Annotated in this window: 17 protein-coding genes; 8 read left to right on the top strand and 9 right to left on the bottom strand. The window is 58.1% G+C overall.

The window, feature by feature from the left end:
• Window positions 1-60 precede the first annotated feature (60 nt).
• Genes QTA57_RS18035 through QTA57_RS18015 form a run of 5 tightly spaced genes read left to right on the top strand, consistent with a single transcriptional unit; the run spans window position 61 to window position 5,692 of the window.
• Complete coding sequence (locus tag QTA57_RS18035; protein ID WP_290152969.1) at window positions 61-1,083, top strand: BMP family lipoprotein; 1,023 nt, start codon at window positions 61-63, stop codon at window positions 1,081-1,083.
• Window positions 1,084-1,106: 23 nt separating this feature from the next.
• Window positions 1,107-2,618, top strand: coding sequence for an ABC transporter ATP-binding protein (locus QTA57_RS18030; protein ID WP_290152968.1), 1,512 nt, complete (start codon window positions 1,107-1,109; stop codon window positions 2,616-2,618).
• Entirely contained in the window at window positions 2,615-3,754 is a 1,140-nt protein-coding gene (locus tag QTA57_RS18025) for an ABC transporter permease (RefSeq protein ID WP_290152966.1), read from the top strand. Before QTA57_RS18030 ends, QTA57_RS18025 begins: the two co-directional genes overlap by 4 nt.
• On the top strand, window positions 3,751-5,016 hold the full coding sequence (locus QTA57_RS18020; RefSeq protein WP_290152965.1) for an ABC transporter permease: 1,266 nt from the start codon (window positions 3,751-3,753) through the stop codon (window positions 5,014-5,016). Before QTA57_RS18025 ends, QTA57_RS18020 begins: the two co-directional genes overlap by 4 nt.
• Before the next feature lie 10 nt (window positions 5,017-5,026).
• Window positions 5,027-5,692, top strand: coding sequence for a phosphoribosyltransferase (locus tag QTA57_RS18015; protein WP_290152964.1), 666 nt, complete (start codon window positions 5,027-5,029; stop codon window positions 5,690-5,692).
• On the opposite strand, the gene QTA57_RS18010 is transcribed toward QTA57_RS18015, so the two are convergent.
• From QTA57_RS18010 to QTA57_RS18000, 3 genes are read right to left on the bottom strand one after another with little or no spacing between them, the layout of a single operon-like run.
• Window positions 5,689-6,684, bottom strand: a complete 996-nt coding sequence (locus QTA57_RS18010; RefSeq protein WP_290152963.1) for a zinc-dependent alcohol dehydrogenase family protein — start codon at window positions 6,682-6,684, stop codon at window positions 5,689-5,691. The genes QTA57_RS18015 and QTA57_RS18010 overlap by 4 nt on opposite strands.
• On the bottom strand, window positions 6,681-8,978 hold the full coding sequence (locus tag QTA57_RS18005) for a cation-translocating P-type ATPase (protein ID WP_290152961.1): 2,298 nt from the start codon (window positions 8,976-8,978) through the stop codon (window positions 6,681-6,683). The genes QTA57_RS18010 and QTA57_RS18005 overlap by 4 nt, the downstream gene beginning before the upstream one ends.
• Window positions 8,972-9,274 (bottom strand): cation-transporting P-type ATPase, encoded by a 303-nt coding sequence (locus QTA57_RS18000; RefSeq protein WP_290152960.1) that lies wholly within the window; start codon window positions 9,272-9,274, stop codon window positions 8,972-8,974. Before QTA57_RS18000 ends, QTA57_RS18005 begins: the two co-directional genes overlap by 7 nt.
• A gap of 548 nt (window positions 9,275-9,822) precedes the next feature.
• Between QTA57_RS18000 and mobC the strand changes: the two genes are divergently transcribed.
• The 3 genes from mobC (at window position 9,823) to QTA57_RS17985 (ending at window position 12,371) form a co-directional block, all read left to right on the top strand.
• Window positions 9,823-10,179, top strand: a complete 357-nt coding sequence (gene mobC, locus QTA57_RS17995; protein ID WP_290152958.1) for a plasmid mobilization relaxosome protein MobC — start codon at window positions 9,823-9,825, stop codon at window positions 10,177-10,179.
• Between the two features lie 35 nt (window positions 10,180-10,214).
• Window positions 10,215-11,459, top strand: coding sequence for a relaxase/mobilization nuclease domain-containing protein (locus tag QTA57_RS17990; RefSeq protein WP_290152956.1), 1,245 nt, complete (start codon window positions 10,215-10,217; stop codon window positions 11,457-11,459).
• Between the two features lie 438 nt (window positions 11,460-11,897).
• Complete coding sequence (locus QTA57_RS17985) at window positions 11,898-12,371, top strand: hypothetical protein (protein ID WP_290152955.1); 474 nt, start codon at window positions 11,898-11,900, stop codon at window positions 12,369-12,371.
• On the opposite strand, the gene QTA57_RS17980 is transcribed toward QTA57_RS17985, so the two are convergent.
• The 6 genes from QTA57_RS17980 to QTA57_RS17955 all read right to left on the bottom strand — a co-directional run bounded on the left by QTA57_RS17980 (window position 12,372) and on the right by QTA57_RS17955 (window position 16,516).
• Window positions 12,372-13,331 carry a hypothetical protein gene (locus QTA57_RS17980; RefSeq protein ID WP_290152954.1) on the bottom strand — a complete coding sequence of 320 codons (960 nt, stop codon included), beginning with the start codon at window positions 13,329-13,331 and terminating at the stop codon, window positions 12,372-12,374.
• Window positions 13,328-14,845 (bottom strand): type IV secretory system conjugative DNA transfer family protein, encoded by a 1,518-nt coding sequence (locus QTA57_RS17975; protein WP_290152953.1) that lies wholly within the window; start codon window positions 14,843-14,845, stop codon window positions 13,328-13,330. The genes QTA57_RS17980 and QTA57_RS17975 overlap by 4 nt, the downstream gene beginning before the upstream one ends.
• Entirely contained in the window at window positions 14,842-15,210 is a 369-nt protein-coding gene (locus QTA57_RS17970; RefSeq protein ID WP_290152952.1) for a hypothetical protein, read from the bottom strand. Before QTA57_RS17970 ends, QTA57_RS17975 begins: the two co-directional genes overlap by 4 nt.
• A 64-nt stretch (window positions 15,211-15,274) precedes the next feature.
• Window positions 15,275-15,442, bottom strand: a complete 168-nt coding sequence (locus QTA57_RS17965) for a hypothetical protein (RefSeq protein WP_290152951.1) — start codon at window positions 15,440-15,442, stop codon at window positions 15,275-15,277.
• A gap of 85 nt (window positions 15,443-15,527) precedes the next feature.
• On the bottom strand, window positions 15,528-16,016 hold the full coding sequence (locus tag QTA57_RS17960) for a hypothetical protein (RefSeq protein WP_290152949.1): 489 nt from the start codon (window positions 16,014-16,016) through the stop codon (window positions 15,528-15,530).
• Window positions 16,013-16,516: a hypothetical protein gene (locus QTA57_RS17955; RefSeq protein WP_290152947.1), complete on the bottom strand. Its 504-nt coding sequence runs from the start codon at window positions 16,514-16,516 to the stop codon at window positions 16,013-16,015. Before QTA57_RS17955 ends, QTA57_RS17960 begins: the two co-directional genes overlap by 4 nt.
• Window positions 16,517-16,533 lie beyond the last annotated feature (17 nt).

Raw genomic sequence — 16,533 nt, 5'->3', positions numbered from 1 at the left:
CGGCGCAGTCTCACAAGCTTGGCGGTCGGTGATCTCGCACAAAACTGGAGAGGATACATCATGACACGATACCAAGGATTGACCGGGCTCGCGATGGCCCTGGCCATTGGCCTTGCGGCCCCGGCGACCGCCTTCACGGCCTGTCAGGTGACCGACACGGGTGGGATCGACGACAACAGTTTCAACCAGACGGCTTGGCAAGGCGTGCTGGATGCAGAGGAGCAGCTTGGTATCCAGGGCCGGTTCCTCGAGTCGCAGGCCGAAACCGATTATGAGGCCAATATCAACTCGCTCCTGGGTGGCGCCTGCGACGTGATCTTTACCATCGGGTTCCTGCTTGGCGATGCGACACAAACCGCTGCGGCGGCCAATCCCGACCAGGTCTTCTCCATCGTCGACTTCGCCTATGACCCGCCGCTGCCCAATGTCCTGGGGCAGGTCTATGCCACTGATGAGGCCGCATTCCTCGCGGGCTATTTGGCCGCGGGTATGACCGAGACCGGCATTGTCGGCACCTTTGGCGGCATCAACATTCCACCGGTCACGATCTTCATGGATGGCTTTGCCTATGGTGTTGCGCATTACAACGCCCGTCACGGGACCGATGTGACCGTTCTCGGCTGGTCCCCCGAGACGCGCCAGGGGCTTTTCACTAACAATTTCGACTCCCTCGATGATGGCCGTGCCTTCGCGCAGAACCTCTATGACGAGGGGGCCGATATCGTGTTGCCTGTGGCAGGCCCGGTGGGCCTCGGTTCCGCGGCACTGGCTAATGAGCTGGGTGTGGAGGAGTTGATGATCATCGGCGTTGATGCCGATCTCTACGAGACCGACCCCGAACGTGGCCATGTCTACCTGACCTCGATCGTCAAACGCATGGACGCCACCGTCTATCAGGTGATCGAACGGGTCCAAAGCGGCGCGTTTGAGGGTGGGGTCATTGTCGGAACGCTTGAAAATGGCGGTGTCGACTTGGCCCCGTTTCATGACTTGGCCTCCGAAGTGCCGGAAACTCTGATGACAGAACTGGTCGAAATCCGTGCCGGGATCATCGCCGGCAGCATTGTCGTCGGTAGCAACTGATCTGAGCGGCGCGGAGACAGGATATGGACGTCGAGTTGCGCGGCATCACCAAGCATTTCGGGTCGGTTGTGGCCAATGAAGACGTCAACCTGACCATCCGGGCTGGCGAGGTTTTGGGTCTTCTGGGGGAAAACGGTGCGGGCAAATCCACGCTGATGAATGTGCTCTGTGGCCTCTACCGGCCCGACGACGGTCAGATTTTCATCGATGGCACACCGTCTATGTTCGACGGCCCTCGGGATGCCATCGCCGCGGGGATTGGCATGGTGCATCAGCATTTCATGCTGGTCCCCGTCTTTTCCGTCGCCGAGAATGTTGTGCTGGGTGTGGAACCGACAGGGCGGTTCGATCATCTGGACCTCAAGACGGCCAGCGCCAAGGTGCGCGAGATCAGTGCCGAATATGGCCTGACGGTTGACCCCGATGCCCTGGTCGAAACGCTCCCGGTCGGGGTGCAGCAACGGGTGGAGATCATCAAGGTTCTCTTCCGCTCGGCCGATGTGCTGATCCTCGACGAACCCACCGCCGTTCTGACACCGCAGGAAGTGCGCGATTTCTTCGAGATCGTGAAATCGCTTCGTGACAGCGGCAAGGCGATTGTCTTCATCACTCACAAACTCAACGAAATCCTCGACATCACGGATCGGATCAGTGTGCTGCGTGGTGGGCGGATCATCGGCGAGGGCGATCCGAAACAGCTCAGCAAGGCCGATCTGGCCGAGATGATGGTGGGCCGTCCCGTGCAATTCGAGGTCGACAAAAGCGCGTTCGATCCCGGCGAAAGCTTACTTGAGATCGACCGCCTGACTGTGTTGCGCGACAATGGCGACCGAGCGGTCGACGATGTAAGCCTGTCGATCCGCAGCGGCGAGGTGGTCGGTCTGGCCGGGGTTCAAGGCAATGGCCAATCGGCGCTGATCGAGGCGATCACCGGGCTGCGCGCCCCGGCGCAGGGCACGATCCGGTTCCTGGGCGAGGATATCACCGATGCCAGCGTCCGCGCCCGGCACCGCATGGGGATCGCGCATATCCCTGAGGATCGGCAGCATGTGGGCCTGATCCCCGGCTTTACCGTGGCCGAGAACATGGTGCTGGATGCCTATTACGATGATCGCTTCTCGCGCGGGCCGCAGGTGAACTGGGCAGCCGCCCAAGACTGGTCGGCCAAGGCGGTGCTTGAGTTTGACGTTCGCACGCCCTCGGTCTTTGCCGAGGCCGGACATCTCTCGGGCGGCAATCAGCAGAAGCTTATCGTGGCGCGCGAACTGGCGCGGGACACGAAATTCGTGGTCGCGGCGCAGCCGACCCGAGGGCTCGATGTGGGGTCCATCGAATACATCCATGCACGCCTGATGGCCGCGCGGGCCGAAGGGGATGGTATATTGCTGATGTCCTCGGAACTCGATGAAATCCTGTCGCTCTCGGATCGGGTTCTGGTGATGTTCAAAGGCCGCATCGTTGCCGAGTTCGATGCCAGCACCGGCCCGCCCAAGAAATCGGAAGTGGGCCTGGCCATGGCGGGAGTTGCGGCATGAGCACGCAGGACGCGATCAACGCAGCCACCCGAAAGCTTTTGGAACGCGCCGCGCCGGGACGTGTGGCGTTTGAAGATCTAGTGGTTGTCCCGCTCTTTGCCATTTTGGTCGCGTTGATCCTTGGGGCACTGACCATGTTGGCGACCAATGTCGACCTGGCAACGATTGGGCGCTCCTATGTGGCGCTTCTGCAAGGCTCGGTCGGGTCGCTCAATGCGCTCTCGGAGACGCTAACGGCCGCCGCGCCACTGATCTTGGCGGGCCTTGGGCTGGCACTGGGGTTCCGGGCCGGGTTGTTCAATATCGGGGCGGAGGGTCAAATCCTGATTGGCGGCATGGCGGCGGTGATCTGCGGGTTCAGCTTTCCGGGGCTGCCTTTCGCGATCCTGCTGCCGCTCTGCCTCGTCGCGGGTGGGGTCGCAGGGGCGGCCTATGCCTCGATCGCCGGGGTTTTGCGTGCCACAACCGGCGCCAATGAGGTCATATCGACAATCATGCTGAACATGATCGCCTTCCGGCTGGTGGATTACATGCTGCGCCTGCCCTGGGTGCAGCGCCCCGGACGGTCCGATCCAGTCTCCCAATCGGTGCCGCCAAGTGCGGAGCTGCCTCGGCTTTTGGACTGGATCGACCCCAATCTGCGGGTTCATGCCGGGATTTTCGTGACCTTACTGGCTGTGGCTTTTGTCTATTGGCTGTTGTTCCGCAGCAAACTTGGCTTCGAGTTTCGCGCCAGCGGGGCAAGCCCCTCGGCGGCGCGTTATGCGGGCATGCGGGCCGGGCTGGTGATCGTGCTGGCCATGGCCACCGCCGGCGCGCTGGCTGGTCTGGCCGGGGCAAATCAGGTCCTGGGTGTGTTGGGTCGCGCCAGCCCCGGGTTTTCTGCCGGCATCGGGTTCGACGCCATCGCCGTGGCGCTTTTGGGCCGTTCGCATCCGGTTGGCGTGCTCTTTGCCGGGCTTTTGTTTGGGGCTTTGGAGGCCGGGGGACGGCAGATGCAGGTGGATGCGGGCGTCAGCATCGACCTCATTGGCATCATCCAGGCGCTGATCATCGTGTTCATCGCCGCCCCGCTTCTGGTCCGGGCGATATTCCCCTGGGGCTTCCGGCGCGGCGATAGCGGAGGCGCGTCATGACCGCGCTCCCCGACCGTCAGGCGGCCGCCCCCATTGTTGATCGGGCCGAGACGCGCCGGGCGCAGATCACCGGCGGGGTGATGATCGCCTTGGCGCTGTTCATTGTGGTGGCCTTCGGTGACGCGGCGGGCGACGCGACCTTCCGCCTGTCGCGGGTGCGCGATACCTGGGTGATCGGCGACCTGATCGTCCCGGCGCGCCCTTTCATCTATGTCGCCGCCGTTTTGACGGCCTTCCTCGGCGCTCGGCTGTTCCTGCGTGGTGGAGGGCGGTGGACCACCCTGTCTCTGGGCGTAGGGCTGATATTGCTGGTGATCGCTTTCCTGCTCTGGGCCACTGCGGGGAACGCCTTTTCGCTGACCGGTATGTTGCAAGCCACCGTTGTGCGCGCGATGCCGATTGCGCTCGGCGCGCTGGCGGCGGTGTTCTGCGAACGGGTCGCGGTGGTGAATATCGCGGTCGAGGGCATGCTGCTGGCGGGCGCCTTCACCGGTGCGCTGATGGGGTCGGTGCTGGGCGGATGGGGCGGGCTTTTGTCTGCTGTGGTGATCGGCGGCCTCTTCGGCTTCATCCTCGCCGCGTTGGTCGTGACCTACCGGATGGATCAGATCATCGCGGGCGTGGTGATCAACCTCTTCGTCCTCGGCCTCACCAGCTATGTCTCAAGCCAGGTCTTTGCCGAGATGCGGCACCTGAACAACGCGCCGGTTTTCCGTGCGATCAATATCCCCGTTCTCGGCGACATCCCCGTGATCGGCCCGATGCTGTTTCACCAGAATATCTTTGTCTATGGCGCGCTGATCATGGTGGCGGTCTCGACCTACTACCTGTTCCACACAAGAAATGGGCTCCGCGCGCGGGCTGTCGGGGAACATCCGCGCGCGGCCGACACGCTTGGCATCGACGTCTACTGGACGCGTTATGTGCATGTCACGATTGGCGGCATGATCGCCGGTTTTGGCGGGGCTTGGTTCACGCTTGGCTCGGTCGGGCGGTTCGATGAAAACATGACGGGCGGGCGCGGCTTCATCGCGCTGGCGGCGATGATTTTCGGGCGCTGGCACCCGGTGGGCGCTCTGATGGCGGCGCTGGTCTTTGGCTTCACCGACTCGTTGCAGCAGAAACTAGCGCTGCTGAACACACCGATCCCGTCGGAGTTCCTGGCCATGGCACCCTATATCGCGACGATCATCGTGGTTGCGGGGCTGATTGGCCGCGCCCGCGCCCCGGCGGCGGACGGCAAGCCCTATATCAAGGAATAGAGCGAGGCCGATGAGGATAGGCCCCACCTTCAAAGACCGCGCCGACGCCGGGCGGTTGCTGGCCACCAAACTCACCGAGTTGATTCCGGTCGAGCCGACCTTGGCCGATCCGGTCGTCTTGGCGTTACCGCGCGGCGGGGTTCCGGTGGCCGCCGAAGTTGCGCAACGGCTCGGCGCGCCCTTGGATTTGCTCTTCGCGCGCAAGCTTGGGCTGCCCTCCCATCCCGAAGTGGCGCTTGGGGCCGTTGTCGATGGCGACCCGCCTCAACTTGTTCTCAATGAAGATATCCGTGCGCGGAGCCGGTTGACCGACGGCCAAATCGAGGCGTTGAAGGCGGATGCTCTGATCGAGATCGCGCGCAGGCGTCGCCGGTATCTGAAAGGGCGGGACCGGGTCGCCCTGTCCGGACGCCCGGTGATCGTGGTTGACGATGGGATTGCGACGGGCGCAACGATCCGCGCCTCGCTTCGGGGGCTGAAGGCGCAGAACCCGGGGCCGCTGGTCCTGGCCGTGCCCGTAGCTCCGGCATCAACCCTCCGGCAGTTTGAACAGGAGGTCGATCACCTGATCTGCCTCGTGACGCCGGAGCCCTTCTATGCGATCGGCGCCCATTACCAACGTTTCGATCAACTAAGCGATGCCGACGTCACGACGCTGCTGCAAGCCACCGCCTAAGGCACCAACACAGCCGCCCCCTGCAACTGCCCCGTGCGCAGGTCGTCCAATGCGCGGTTGGCGTCCTCCAACGGGTAGGGTGTTGTCTCGGTCTTGACGCCTGCGGCTTCAGCAAGCGGGAAGAAGTCGAGCCCGTCCTGCCGGGTGAGATTGGCCACAGAATAGATTGACCGCTCCTCCCAAAGATCGCGATAGGGAAAGCTTGGGATGCCGCTCATATGGATGCCGCCTGAGACCACCCGCCCGCCCTTGCGGACCGCTTTCAGCGCCGCCGGAATCAGGTCACCGACGGGCGCGAAGATCAGGGCCGCGTCCAGTTCCTCAGGCGGCGGCGCGGTCGAGGGGCCAGCCCAAACCGCCCCAAGGCTGCGCGCGAAATCCGCTGCCGTCTCGTCTCCGGGCCGGACAAAGGCATAGATCTCGCGCCCTTGATGGCGGGCAATTTGGCAAATGATATGGGCCGCCGCGCCAAAGCCGTAAATGCCGATCCGCTTGGCGTCGCCCGCGAAGGACAGCGTGCGATAACCAATCAGACCAGCGCAGAGCAGCGGCGCCAGAGCGACCGGATCGGCCTCCGCCGGCAAGGGCAGCACATAGCGACCATCCGCCACGCAATGCTCGGCATAGCCACCATCGGCGGAGTAGCCGGTGAACCGCGTCTGATCGCAGAGGTTTTCCTGCCCCGCGCGGCAATAGCGGCACCTGCCGCAGGTCCAGGCGAGCCAGGGAATGCCAACCCGGGTGCCCAACGCCAGATCTCCCGGCGCATCAGGGCCAAGAGCCGCCACCCGGCCCACAATCTCGTGCCCAGGTACCAGCGGTAACTTCGGTTTGGGCAACTCGCCATCGACCACATGTAGATCAGTCCGGCACACGCCGCAGGCTTCGACCTTGATCAAGACCTCGCCGACAGTTGGTTCGGGGCAGGGGCGGGCGATCATCTGCAAAGGTTGACCTGGTACTGTCAGGACCATCGCGCGAGAAAGGGTCATGCCACATTCCCCGGAACAGCCCGGCGTGTGGCCAGGAATTTCACCCCTTCCGGCACCAGGATCAGCGGCAGGGCCAAGGCGGCGATCACCGCCCAGTGCCCGGCGTCGAGCGGCACCGTGCGCAGAAGCGTCTGCAGCGGCGGCCAATAGACGGCCAAAACCTGCAGAGACAGGGTGACAACAAGCGCCAGCATCAGGAACGGATTGCTGAACCAGCCGATCCGCGAACAAGGCTGCGTGAGGGACCGAAAAGCAAAGACGCTCATCTTTTCAAAGACGACCATGCCCGTGAACGCCGCCGTGCGCGCCAGATCAACGCCAAGCGGCATCAAGCTATAGAACAGCCACAGGCTGGCCGTGGCCGTATAGGTGCCGAAGAGCAGGATCAGGGCAAAGCCATGCCCGCCCAAAATCGGCTCGTCCCGGCGGCGGGGCGGGCGCTCCATCTGCTGTTTTTCGCCCTTTTCCAATCCAAGGGCCACAGCGGTGACCCCATCGGTGACGAGGTTCATCCAGAGGATCTGCGTCGCCAGAAAGATCAGCGGCCCGCCGAGCAACAGATTGACCGAGATCGCCAGTACCTCGCCCGCATTGGAGGATAAGAGATAGCGGACGAATTTGCGCACATTGTCGAATTGCCGCCGCCCTTCGGCGATGGCTCCGACAATGGTGGCGAAATTGTCGTCGAGCAGGACCAGATCGGCGGCATCCTTCGACGCATCGGTGCCCCGAATGCCCATCGCCACGCCGATATCGGCGCGCTTGAGGGCAGGGGCGTCGTTCACGCCATCGCCGGTCATCGCAACGATCTGCCCCTGACCCTGAAGCGTCGCGACGATCCGCATCTTATGAGCGGGCAGCGTCCGCGCGAAAATCACATCTTCGGCCAGAAGCCGATCCAAAGCCTCATCTGAGAGATCATCGAGTTCAGAACCTTGGATGCAGCGCGGCTCTCCCATCCCAAGCTGCGCGGCAATCGCGCCGGCGGTCACCGGGCTGTCGCCGGTGATCATGATGACGCGAATGCCCGCCTGTTTCGCTTGCGTTACGGCGTCTTTCACCTCGGGCCGGGGTGGGTCGATCAGGCCGACATGACCGATATAGGTCAGGCTTTCCTCTTCCAGGTCATCCTTGTCAGCTTCACGCCACGCCAACGCAATAACGCGCAGCCCGTGCGCGGCCATCATGCGATGGGTCTCCGACACCTGATCGCGCAGGCTCTCCGTCAGAGGGATGGGGCCATCCGCCGTTTGCAGGGTTGTCGCGCAGGCCAAAACAGCCTCAGGCGCCCCTTTCATATACAGCCGGTGCCCACCTGCTACTGGGGCAACCACACTCATCCGCTTGCGTTCGCTTGAAAAGGGGCGTTCGGCGGTCACGTCCTGCGGGGCCGGTGCCCAACCTTTATACGCCAAAGTGACCAGGGCGCCTTCGGTTGGCGTCCCGATCATCGTCCAGTCGCCGCCGCTCCGCCGCAATCGCGCATGGGTGCAGGTCAACCCGGTTTCAAGCAGCAGTGCCAGCACCGGGTCATCCACCGCCCGGACCCGCAGCCCATCGCGCTCGATATGGCCTGCGGGGTCATAGCCGGTTCCGGTGACGTGATACGTCGCATCCAAGGTCCAGACCTCGGTTGCTGTCATCTTGTTTTCGGTCAGTGTCCCGGTCTTGTCGGTGCAAATCACGGAGGCCGCGCCTAGGGTCTCAATCGCCTGCAGCCGCCGCGCGAGCGCCCGTTTCCGCGCCATCACGGATGCGCCGAGCGCCAGCGTGATTGTAACGACGGCAGGGAGGCCTTCAGGCACCATCGCCACGGCGAGCGAGAGGCCGGTCATGAACATCTCGAACAGCGGTCGTCCAACGTATGTCCCAAGCGCCACAATCGCCGCCGCAATCAGCAGGGCGGCAATGCCAAGTTGTCGAGCCAAATGCCCCAGTTTGCGTTGCAGATGCGTCTGTTTCTGACCAACGGATTGGGTCATTTCGGCGATCGACCCAAAACTGGTCGCCGCGCCGATGGCCGAGACAACCCCCTCGCCACGCCCTGCGGTCACGCCGGTTCCCATCAGAAGGCGGCCTGCGTCGGTGTCCGCGCCGACGCGCTTGCTAACCGCGACGGACTCGCCCGTCACAACACTTTCATCGACGTGCAATTCCGTTGCCGAGACCAGCGTCAGGTCGGCGGGGACACTGTCGCCCGAGGCAACGATGACCAAATCGCCCGGCACAATCTCCCGGGCTGGGATCACATGCTCCTCCCCATCGCGTAGAACCAAAGCGGTTGGGGTCAGCATCGAACGCAACGCGTCCAGCGCGTTTTCGGCCCGCCATTCCTGCACAAAGCCAAGATACCGTTGAGCAAGACGACCAGGCCGATGGCTATGGCATCTACAACTTCGCCCAAGACCAGAGCGATGGCGGCGGCCGCAATCAAGATCAATACCAAAGGTCCGGTGAACTGCCTGAGCAAAACCAAGATCCAAGGGACCCGTTTGGCCTTTGGCAGTTCGTTCCAGCCGTAACGGTCCCTGGCTTCGGCGACGGCTGCGGATGTCAGCCCGTGTTTGGGCAATGGTGTAGAATCGGACATGAAATGACCTGAGAGAGAAGCATGCTGATGCGCCGCATTATGGCCACAACGCCATCTACTGATATGCGACAGATCAATTGCCCGCCGGACGGCATTGCGTTTCTCAATCAACCGCAATGGGCTGCATAATACTATCGAGGTATGGGCGTCTGCGATGACGGCTCTGAATGTGCGGCACCCATGAAACCATGGCCGATCGTGTCAATTGGGCGGCATCAGCGAGATCAGTAAGACTGCTTTCGGAAACGGGTCCCGAAAGCGCAAGGCTACAAGCCGGGGTATCGAAACGTTTGAGATAAACTGACTGGCTCCCGGTCGCCGATCCATCTCAGGACGCCAAATCTGCGCGGCGGAGAAGATGAAATGGTGCGCTCAAACGGAGCGTGTTCGAACTCCAGTGTGTCTGATTTCTCAGATGTCGCAAGCACCGATGGCTCCCCATCCACAGACTTTAGCATCGATGATATTGATGCACTGTTTGAAGAGCTTGAACGCTGGCACGAGCTTCTCAAGCACGAAAATATTCCAGAGTTGCGGGGGCCACGTCCATGAGCCGTGTTGCCCCGTTTTCGCTAAGGTTGAGTGCTGATGAACGCCAGCAACTAGAGACGCAGGCCGGATCAATGCCGCTTGGGTCTTATATCAAGTCCGTGGTTTTTGCCTCGGAGGCCCCCACATACCGGAAGAGGAAAAAACCACCTGTTGCGGAGCAACAGCTCTTGGCTGAGGTGCTTGTGCGGATTGGCCAGTCTCGCACTGCAAACAACCTCAACCAGATCGCAAAGCATCTGAACCAGGGCACGCTTGTTGTCGATGAAGAGCTGGAACGCGATCTGGCTGAAGCTCTGCTTGATGTTGCTTGGATGCGGGCCAAGCTGATGCAGGCCCTTGGAACAAAGCCATGATCCTCGTTGGGTCACAGCGAGCAGGTGCGTCTGCTTTGGCAGATCATCTGGTGAATGATCGGGATAATGATCATGTGGAGCTGGTAGAGCTACGTGGATTTGTGGCTGAGACACTGCATGGGGCTTTGAAAGAAACGCACGCAGTCTCGAAGGCCACGCAGTGCAAACAGTATCTGTTTTCTTTGAGCCTGAACCCGCCAGAGCAGCATATCGCAACGGAGCAAGACTTCCTGGATGCAGCGGATCGGGCTGAACAGGCCTTGGGTTTGTCCGACCAATCCCGTGCCATCGTCATCCATGAGAAAGAAGGTCGCCTTCATGCGCATGTCGTCTGGTCACGTATCGACGTAGATGAGATGAAAGCGATCAATCTGCCCCATTACAAAAACAAATTGCGGAATGTCGCGCGCGATCTGTTTTTGGATCATGGCTGGGTGCTGCCGGAAGGATTGGCGACCTATGGCAACAAAAGCCCACTCAACTTCACACTTGAAGAATGGCAACAGGCCAAACGGCAGGGCATTGATCCCAGAGAGATCAAACAGGTCTTTCAGCAGGCCTGGGAGAGATCAGACAGCCAAATCGGTTTTAAGAATGCGCTTGAAGAACGCGGGTTCTTCCTCGCCAAAGGCGACCGTCGCGGATTTGTCGCGTTGGATGTCGATGGCAAAGCCTATGCCATCCCCAAATGGACAGGTGTCAAAACCAAGGACGTGCGCGACAAACTTGGATCACCTGATGATCTGCCTTCGGTGGATGCAACCAAATCCTTCATTCGGTCCAAGGTCTGCGCCCAAATGCGAGGCTACATCGAACAGACGAAAGATCGTCATGAAGCAGAACTCGAACCACTGCGTGAAGATCACCGCATCATGACCAAAGCCCACCGTGATGAGCGAAAACGATTGCGTGATTGTCAATCTGAACGATGGGATGCAGAAAACAAAGCGCGTATGGTACGTCTCAATGGTGGGCTGCGCGGTCTGTTTGATCGGCTGACGGGCCATCATGCGAAAATCAAAGCCCAGAATGAACGTGAAGCAATCCTTTGTGCCAATCGGGATCAGGATCAACGGGATCGGCTCGTGATTGCGCAGATGAAGGATCGGCAAGGGCTCCAAAAGCGAATTCGCGACCAACGGCGACAACACCAAAAGGAACGATCAGAGCTTGCGAGAAGTGTCTATGATCAGTTGCGTTTCGTGGCTGGGTTTCAACGTCAGCTAAAAGACAGAGCGAGAGGCCCTTCAAAACGAAATGAGATCGACTTGTCCCCATGAGGTAAGCGTATGAAAAGCTGGCAAAAATACTGAGTTCTGATACACTTTCATAATTATTTCAGAAACATGGTGGGACTACTTTGATGAAGACCCGTGTGAGGTCGTCGGGCGGCAAATGGAAGGCCTTTTCGGAGAGACAATCACGATCAGACTTGATCGGATAAGTTGGGCCTATCTTGATTGGCTGAAGACGGAAATGAAAGGAAACATACCGCGATTCATAGCCGACGTTGAGCACGCGATGCGACCTGAACACGGTGACCGGGATACAGCATATGCAAATGCGGTGCACCAAGTTTACTTAAGGTTCGAACGCGACGGCAAACCAAGACCGCCTTGGTGTCCTCCTGCACATCCATCAATGCTTGCCGATCTAGAAGACCTGGACCCAGACAGCTAGTTTCATAACTACACCCGAAGCTTTAGCGGAGATTTTCAATGGCAGATGATGATGAAGGTGCCAAGGAAAACACTGATCGCAAACACAAGCCAAATCATGTTGCCGACAAGGAAAGAGCTCCCCGTGGTTCTCTGGGAAACGCTGTCATTGCCCCAACACTCGGTTTTCATGGCAGCAGCGGTTATACCAAGATCGATGTGACGGTATACATCGAAGACGATAGCCAGCGCGAACCTGAACTTTCCCCCGAAGAACAGCGCAAAGCTTATCTTGAAGGGCTTCCAGACGACACGGTTTTCGCAGTGGAAACTGGCGATGAGGCTGTGGATGCCGAGAGCATGAAGCGCGGCGAAGTTCTTATCACTGAACAAGAAAAAGCCGCTCTCAAGGCGTTAAAGGAGAACCTAGAGCAAGGTCAGGTGTCGGCCAGTGACTTTGCCAAAGCGTTTAAGCGAGCGTCAGACCGCACGAGCGAGATAAAACAGGATCGGTCTCAGGAACCGGATTTGTAACTACAGCAATTCCGGTTTTGTGCCTTTGTTGGGATCATACTGCTTTGGTGGCGGGGCTCCGACATTGTTGATAATTCCGTTTAACCAGATCACGATCTCATCGGCATGATAGCTGTTGACCATGTATTTTAAGTCTTCGCCCCAGTTTCCGTAGGCCAGCCGCAACCTTGAGACACCGAACCGATCATCCGTAATGTTGGCTTTGAGTTCAGCGGCATGTGACTTGTAGCCTATGCGCAATCCGGCTGCATGACGGCGATCAAACAGGATGTCGCCGTAACGGATCGCGTCCGGTGTGATGAGCACCTTTACCTTTGGTCTGTTGGCAAAGTAGCTCCAGATTGCAGCCGCAATGAACAGTCCGAAAACGAGCGTGCCACCCCAAAAACTTGCATAGAATGCGGCTTCGGCTTCAAACTGATGCCACGGCACAGACTGCTTATAGAGTTGGTAGCCGATCAGAGCCCCAAGTGGCGTTGCGAGAAACGCACCCGCACCCAATGCGAGCGGTGCAAACCAGCACCAAAAGTGGATGACAGAATTAACCCGGACGACTGCTTGGTCTGGTGCAATAGACACAACGGACGTTCCCACCGGTGCTTCACGGGGCGTGAGGGCACCCGCGAGCTCAACAGGCTCAGCGATAGATGGTTGGGATGCATGCTCTGCTGTGTCGTCTGAACTGTCGGCTCGAATTTTGCCTTTAGTAGCTGAGTGATCTTCGTCAGAGACTGGCTGTTCTCGTTCGCCGAAAAACCAGGATAGCTGCTTGACTCGCGATGCGGCCCAGAAGGTCACCAAAATTGACACCACCAAAACAAATGGCCCTGTCCAGAAAAGCTCATCGATCACACCACCGACAATAAAGCCGACCGCTAACAGCCCCGTCAAAACACCAAGAGTTGCAGGCGTCTTTTGGCGCAAGTTTTGTCCGAGAAGATAGAAAAACTCCTGCATCATAGCTGCGGTCTCATGTCGTCAAAGCTTGTGTCAGTATAGGGAACGCGCTTCAGAAAAATGGGGCTCACACCCGGATAGATGATGAGCTGGTTGCCTGATTGACGCGAGAAGAACGCTGCAACCTCGTCCGGTGTAAGAAGTGGTGCTCCTTCCACACTGCGCGATTGGCCTGTAAACCCAGCCGCTGCCTGGTTTGTGGTCTGCTCACCCTGAGACACTTTCAGCATACCGGATTGTCCAAGACGCTCTGAGATGTATTTGAGCGATCCCATATCGTTGAGCCCGAACGTCTGAAACACAGACGCGTTGCCGAGGAACGTTTCCCAGCGGTCGCCATAGATATCTTTCAACTGCGATAAGTCCTGAAAGAAAGACCAAATACGCACCCCAAAACCCGCGATTAATCCGGCAGCGGTTTCCAATGCCTTCATGTGGCCGAGAACGTGCATCTCATCCAAAATCATGAGAGCAGGCACGTCCGGAACAGTTGGGTTGGTTTCAATCGCGTTCATCAGACGGTTGATGAACAGCCTGAAAAATCGTGCATGTCGATGCAACCGACCTGCTGGCAAGCAGAGATAGACTGAACTGCCACCACTCTTCCATGTGGTCAGGTCAGGTGCGCGTGATCCGCCAGCAAGCGTGCGGGCCATTGGCGGTGATGAGATAAAGCCGAGCTGGTTTTGGATCGTTGACATGACACTGCCAAACTCGCGATCACCAAGGCTCAACAACATCGATGCGGCTTCATAAGGGATACCAAAGGCGAAGTCCGGGCGGGCCGCCATCAAACCGTTCAATTCGTCGAAGCATATTTCCGGGCTATTGATGTCCGGGATCGATCCATCTTTGTATTTGTCAGGGTCAACTGCGATGCGGGGCGCGAAGATCAGTCGTTTGACCTCGTTGAGCGACCTCTCCTTGATCTGAGGGTAAGCTGCTACAAAAGCGATGTATACGCGCAAAGCCAGTCGTGCAGCATCATAGAAGTATCGATTATTGCTATTGCCTTCCTCGACGACGAGCGCGTCAGCAATCGCATCACATTCATCAATGCAGTCATCGCTTGCCGGATCAAGCCCAGCCAGTGGATTGAACCCCGCACGATAATCCTGGTCAACTTGTGCAACACCAAACGGATCAATGACATAGACGTCATGGCAAAGGCCACCATCTTTGATGCGCCGACCTTTGCCCCGTCGCTCGGCTGTCAGCGTGGCGTTTTCGCCTTTGGGGTCAAGAACAAGGACTGATCCTGGATACATCAGAAGGTTTGGCACAATCGCTGAGGTGCCTTTGCCAGTTCGGGACCCGGCAATGGTTAGCAAGTGACGATTATCGCTCAAGCCAATGGGTTTCTCGCAAGAGGAGCCAAGAAACACTTTGCCTGCTTCATATGTCCAATTCGGATGTGAGCTCAGTTCCTTTGGATCGACCCAGAGAGCACGAGGGGCCGTATCGCTTGATGTATTGGTGCCGGGAAGGCCTCGAGGAAGGTCGTTGAACTTTATCATTGTGTGGCTTCCAGGCGAACGCCGAGCCACAGGCCCAGGCACGAAATTGCGATCATGATGAGAAGGTCAATGCCCGAAAAGCCACGTCCCTGAATAATCAAGGCCATCAAGATTGGCGACCACAGGCCCATAACTAAAAACGAAACACCCGCAACAACAGGTGCCTGAAAGGCATAGGCTGCGAGCAAGTTGCCCAAGCCAGAAAGCGGCACGATAACGATCAACATGCGCTGCCACCACTGGGGAAATGCGTCGTAGAACCCTGCTAATGTTTCTTTGGCGATGTGACCACCAATGACCAGAGTTGCTGTTTGAAACAAGACGAGCGCCATCGCGACCGCCCCAACATTCGTCAAGTGCAGCATGGGTTTCACCACAAGTTTTTTGGGGGGGATGACGGCCCCATCAGGTCGGAGCCGTCAAAGACTGTTACGAAGTCTTTTTCTTCCAGGCTTTTTCGTGCGCCTTTTGCTGTTCTGCGAGTTTTTGCAGGCGGCCTTGCTCGTGTTGGAACTGCTGGTGAGGCGTCCCGCTGGAAGGCGCTTGGTTGCCATTGTAGCCGCTTTTCCAAGCAGGTTCATTGGTCTTGTAAGTCATGGGGTTCTCCCGAGCTAAAGACGCTGCACCGCACAGCGCCTATGCCCAGAGAAGCTAGAAGAAGATTCTCATTAAGTTAACTGTCCTAGGACATATTACTTTTTCGATATTGCCGTTTTCTGGCAGCGTCTCTCTCTCGGTATCGGTTCATAAATTCCGACGGTGACACACTTAGGTCGTCCACCGATTTGCCTTGTGATGGGGGAAGTAGGGTCTCGAAATTATCAATTATTTTTCGACGCTTATACAAAGCCTCATAAAGCCGATGGTCCAATGCCTTGATGTGACTTCTGACGATCTTTGCGGGACGTTCAGGTGTGCCTGTGAGACCTTCATAGACGCGCTCAAGGAAGGCTTCGGGTTTCTCAGACTTATTCTTTCGATCTTTGTAAAGTTCGGGTGCTTTAGTTGGAATGGGTACTGCTGGCTCTATGTCTTCTGTGGTTAGAACTGCCACATCATTTGCGAAAGATCGGAAAGTTTCGGGTTCATTTCGACCAATTTTCCGCGCCTCGTTGAAGAAATGGCGGATTTGCTTTTTTAAATCGTTCAGCCGTAGTTCCGTATTCGTCAAAATATGGTCGTCAATATTTTTTTGTTTAATTTTATACCTTTAGCGTAACACAATTCTACCTTTGAGAGAAAGAATTTTTCCAAATTGATGCGTGACAGACCCCGCTGAGCTCCAAACTCCGCTCCGGCTTCGTAGTCAAGGGTAATGAGTTGGTTGATATAGCTATTCTCGATCTGGCAGATTTCTTCATACAACGCTTGGTTCTCTTCAGGATCAGTTGCTGTGAGGATGCGTTCAATGGGAAATTTTTCAATGGCTTGGAGTTCAAGTGCGAGAATCCGATCCATCGCCCGGGCTTCAGCAAAGTGACGATGCTTCTGAAACCCCATTTCTGAACGCAGGTGATCTCGCTCTCTGTCGTAGTTTGTATTTTCATTAGAACGCTCGGAAAGACGCCTTAATGCGTCCGGGGTGTTTCTGAATTGTAGAACGACACCAGATTGTTCTTCGCGGATTGCATCGCTGTCGGTTGGTGTCGTCGTTTCGTAGGTTCGGGGCATGTGTGTTCTCGAAGGGC

This window comes from Fontisubflavum oceani (assembly GCF_030407165.1).
In the GTDB taxonomy this organism is placed as follows: domain Bacteria; phylum Pseudomonadota; class Alphaproteobacteria; order Rhodobacterales; family Rhodobacteraceae; genus Rhodophyticola; species Rhodophyticola oceani.
The sequence above is the reverse complement of the archived record's forward strand: the minus strand, read 5'-3'. Positions and strand labels throughout refer to the sequence as shown.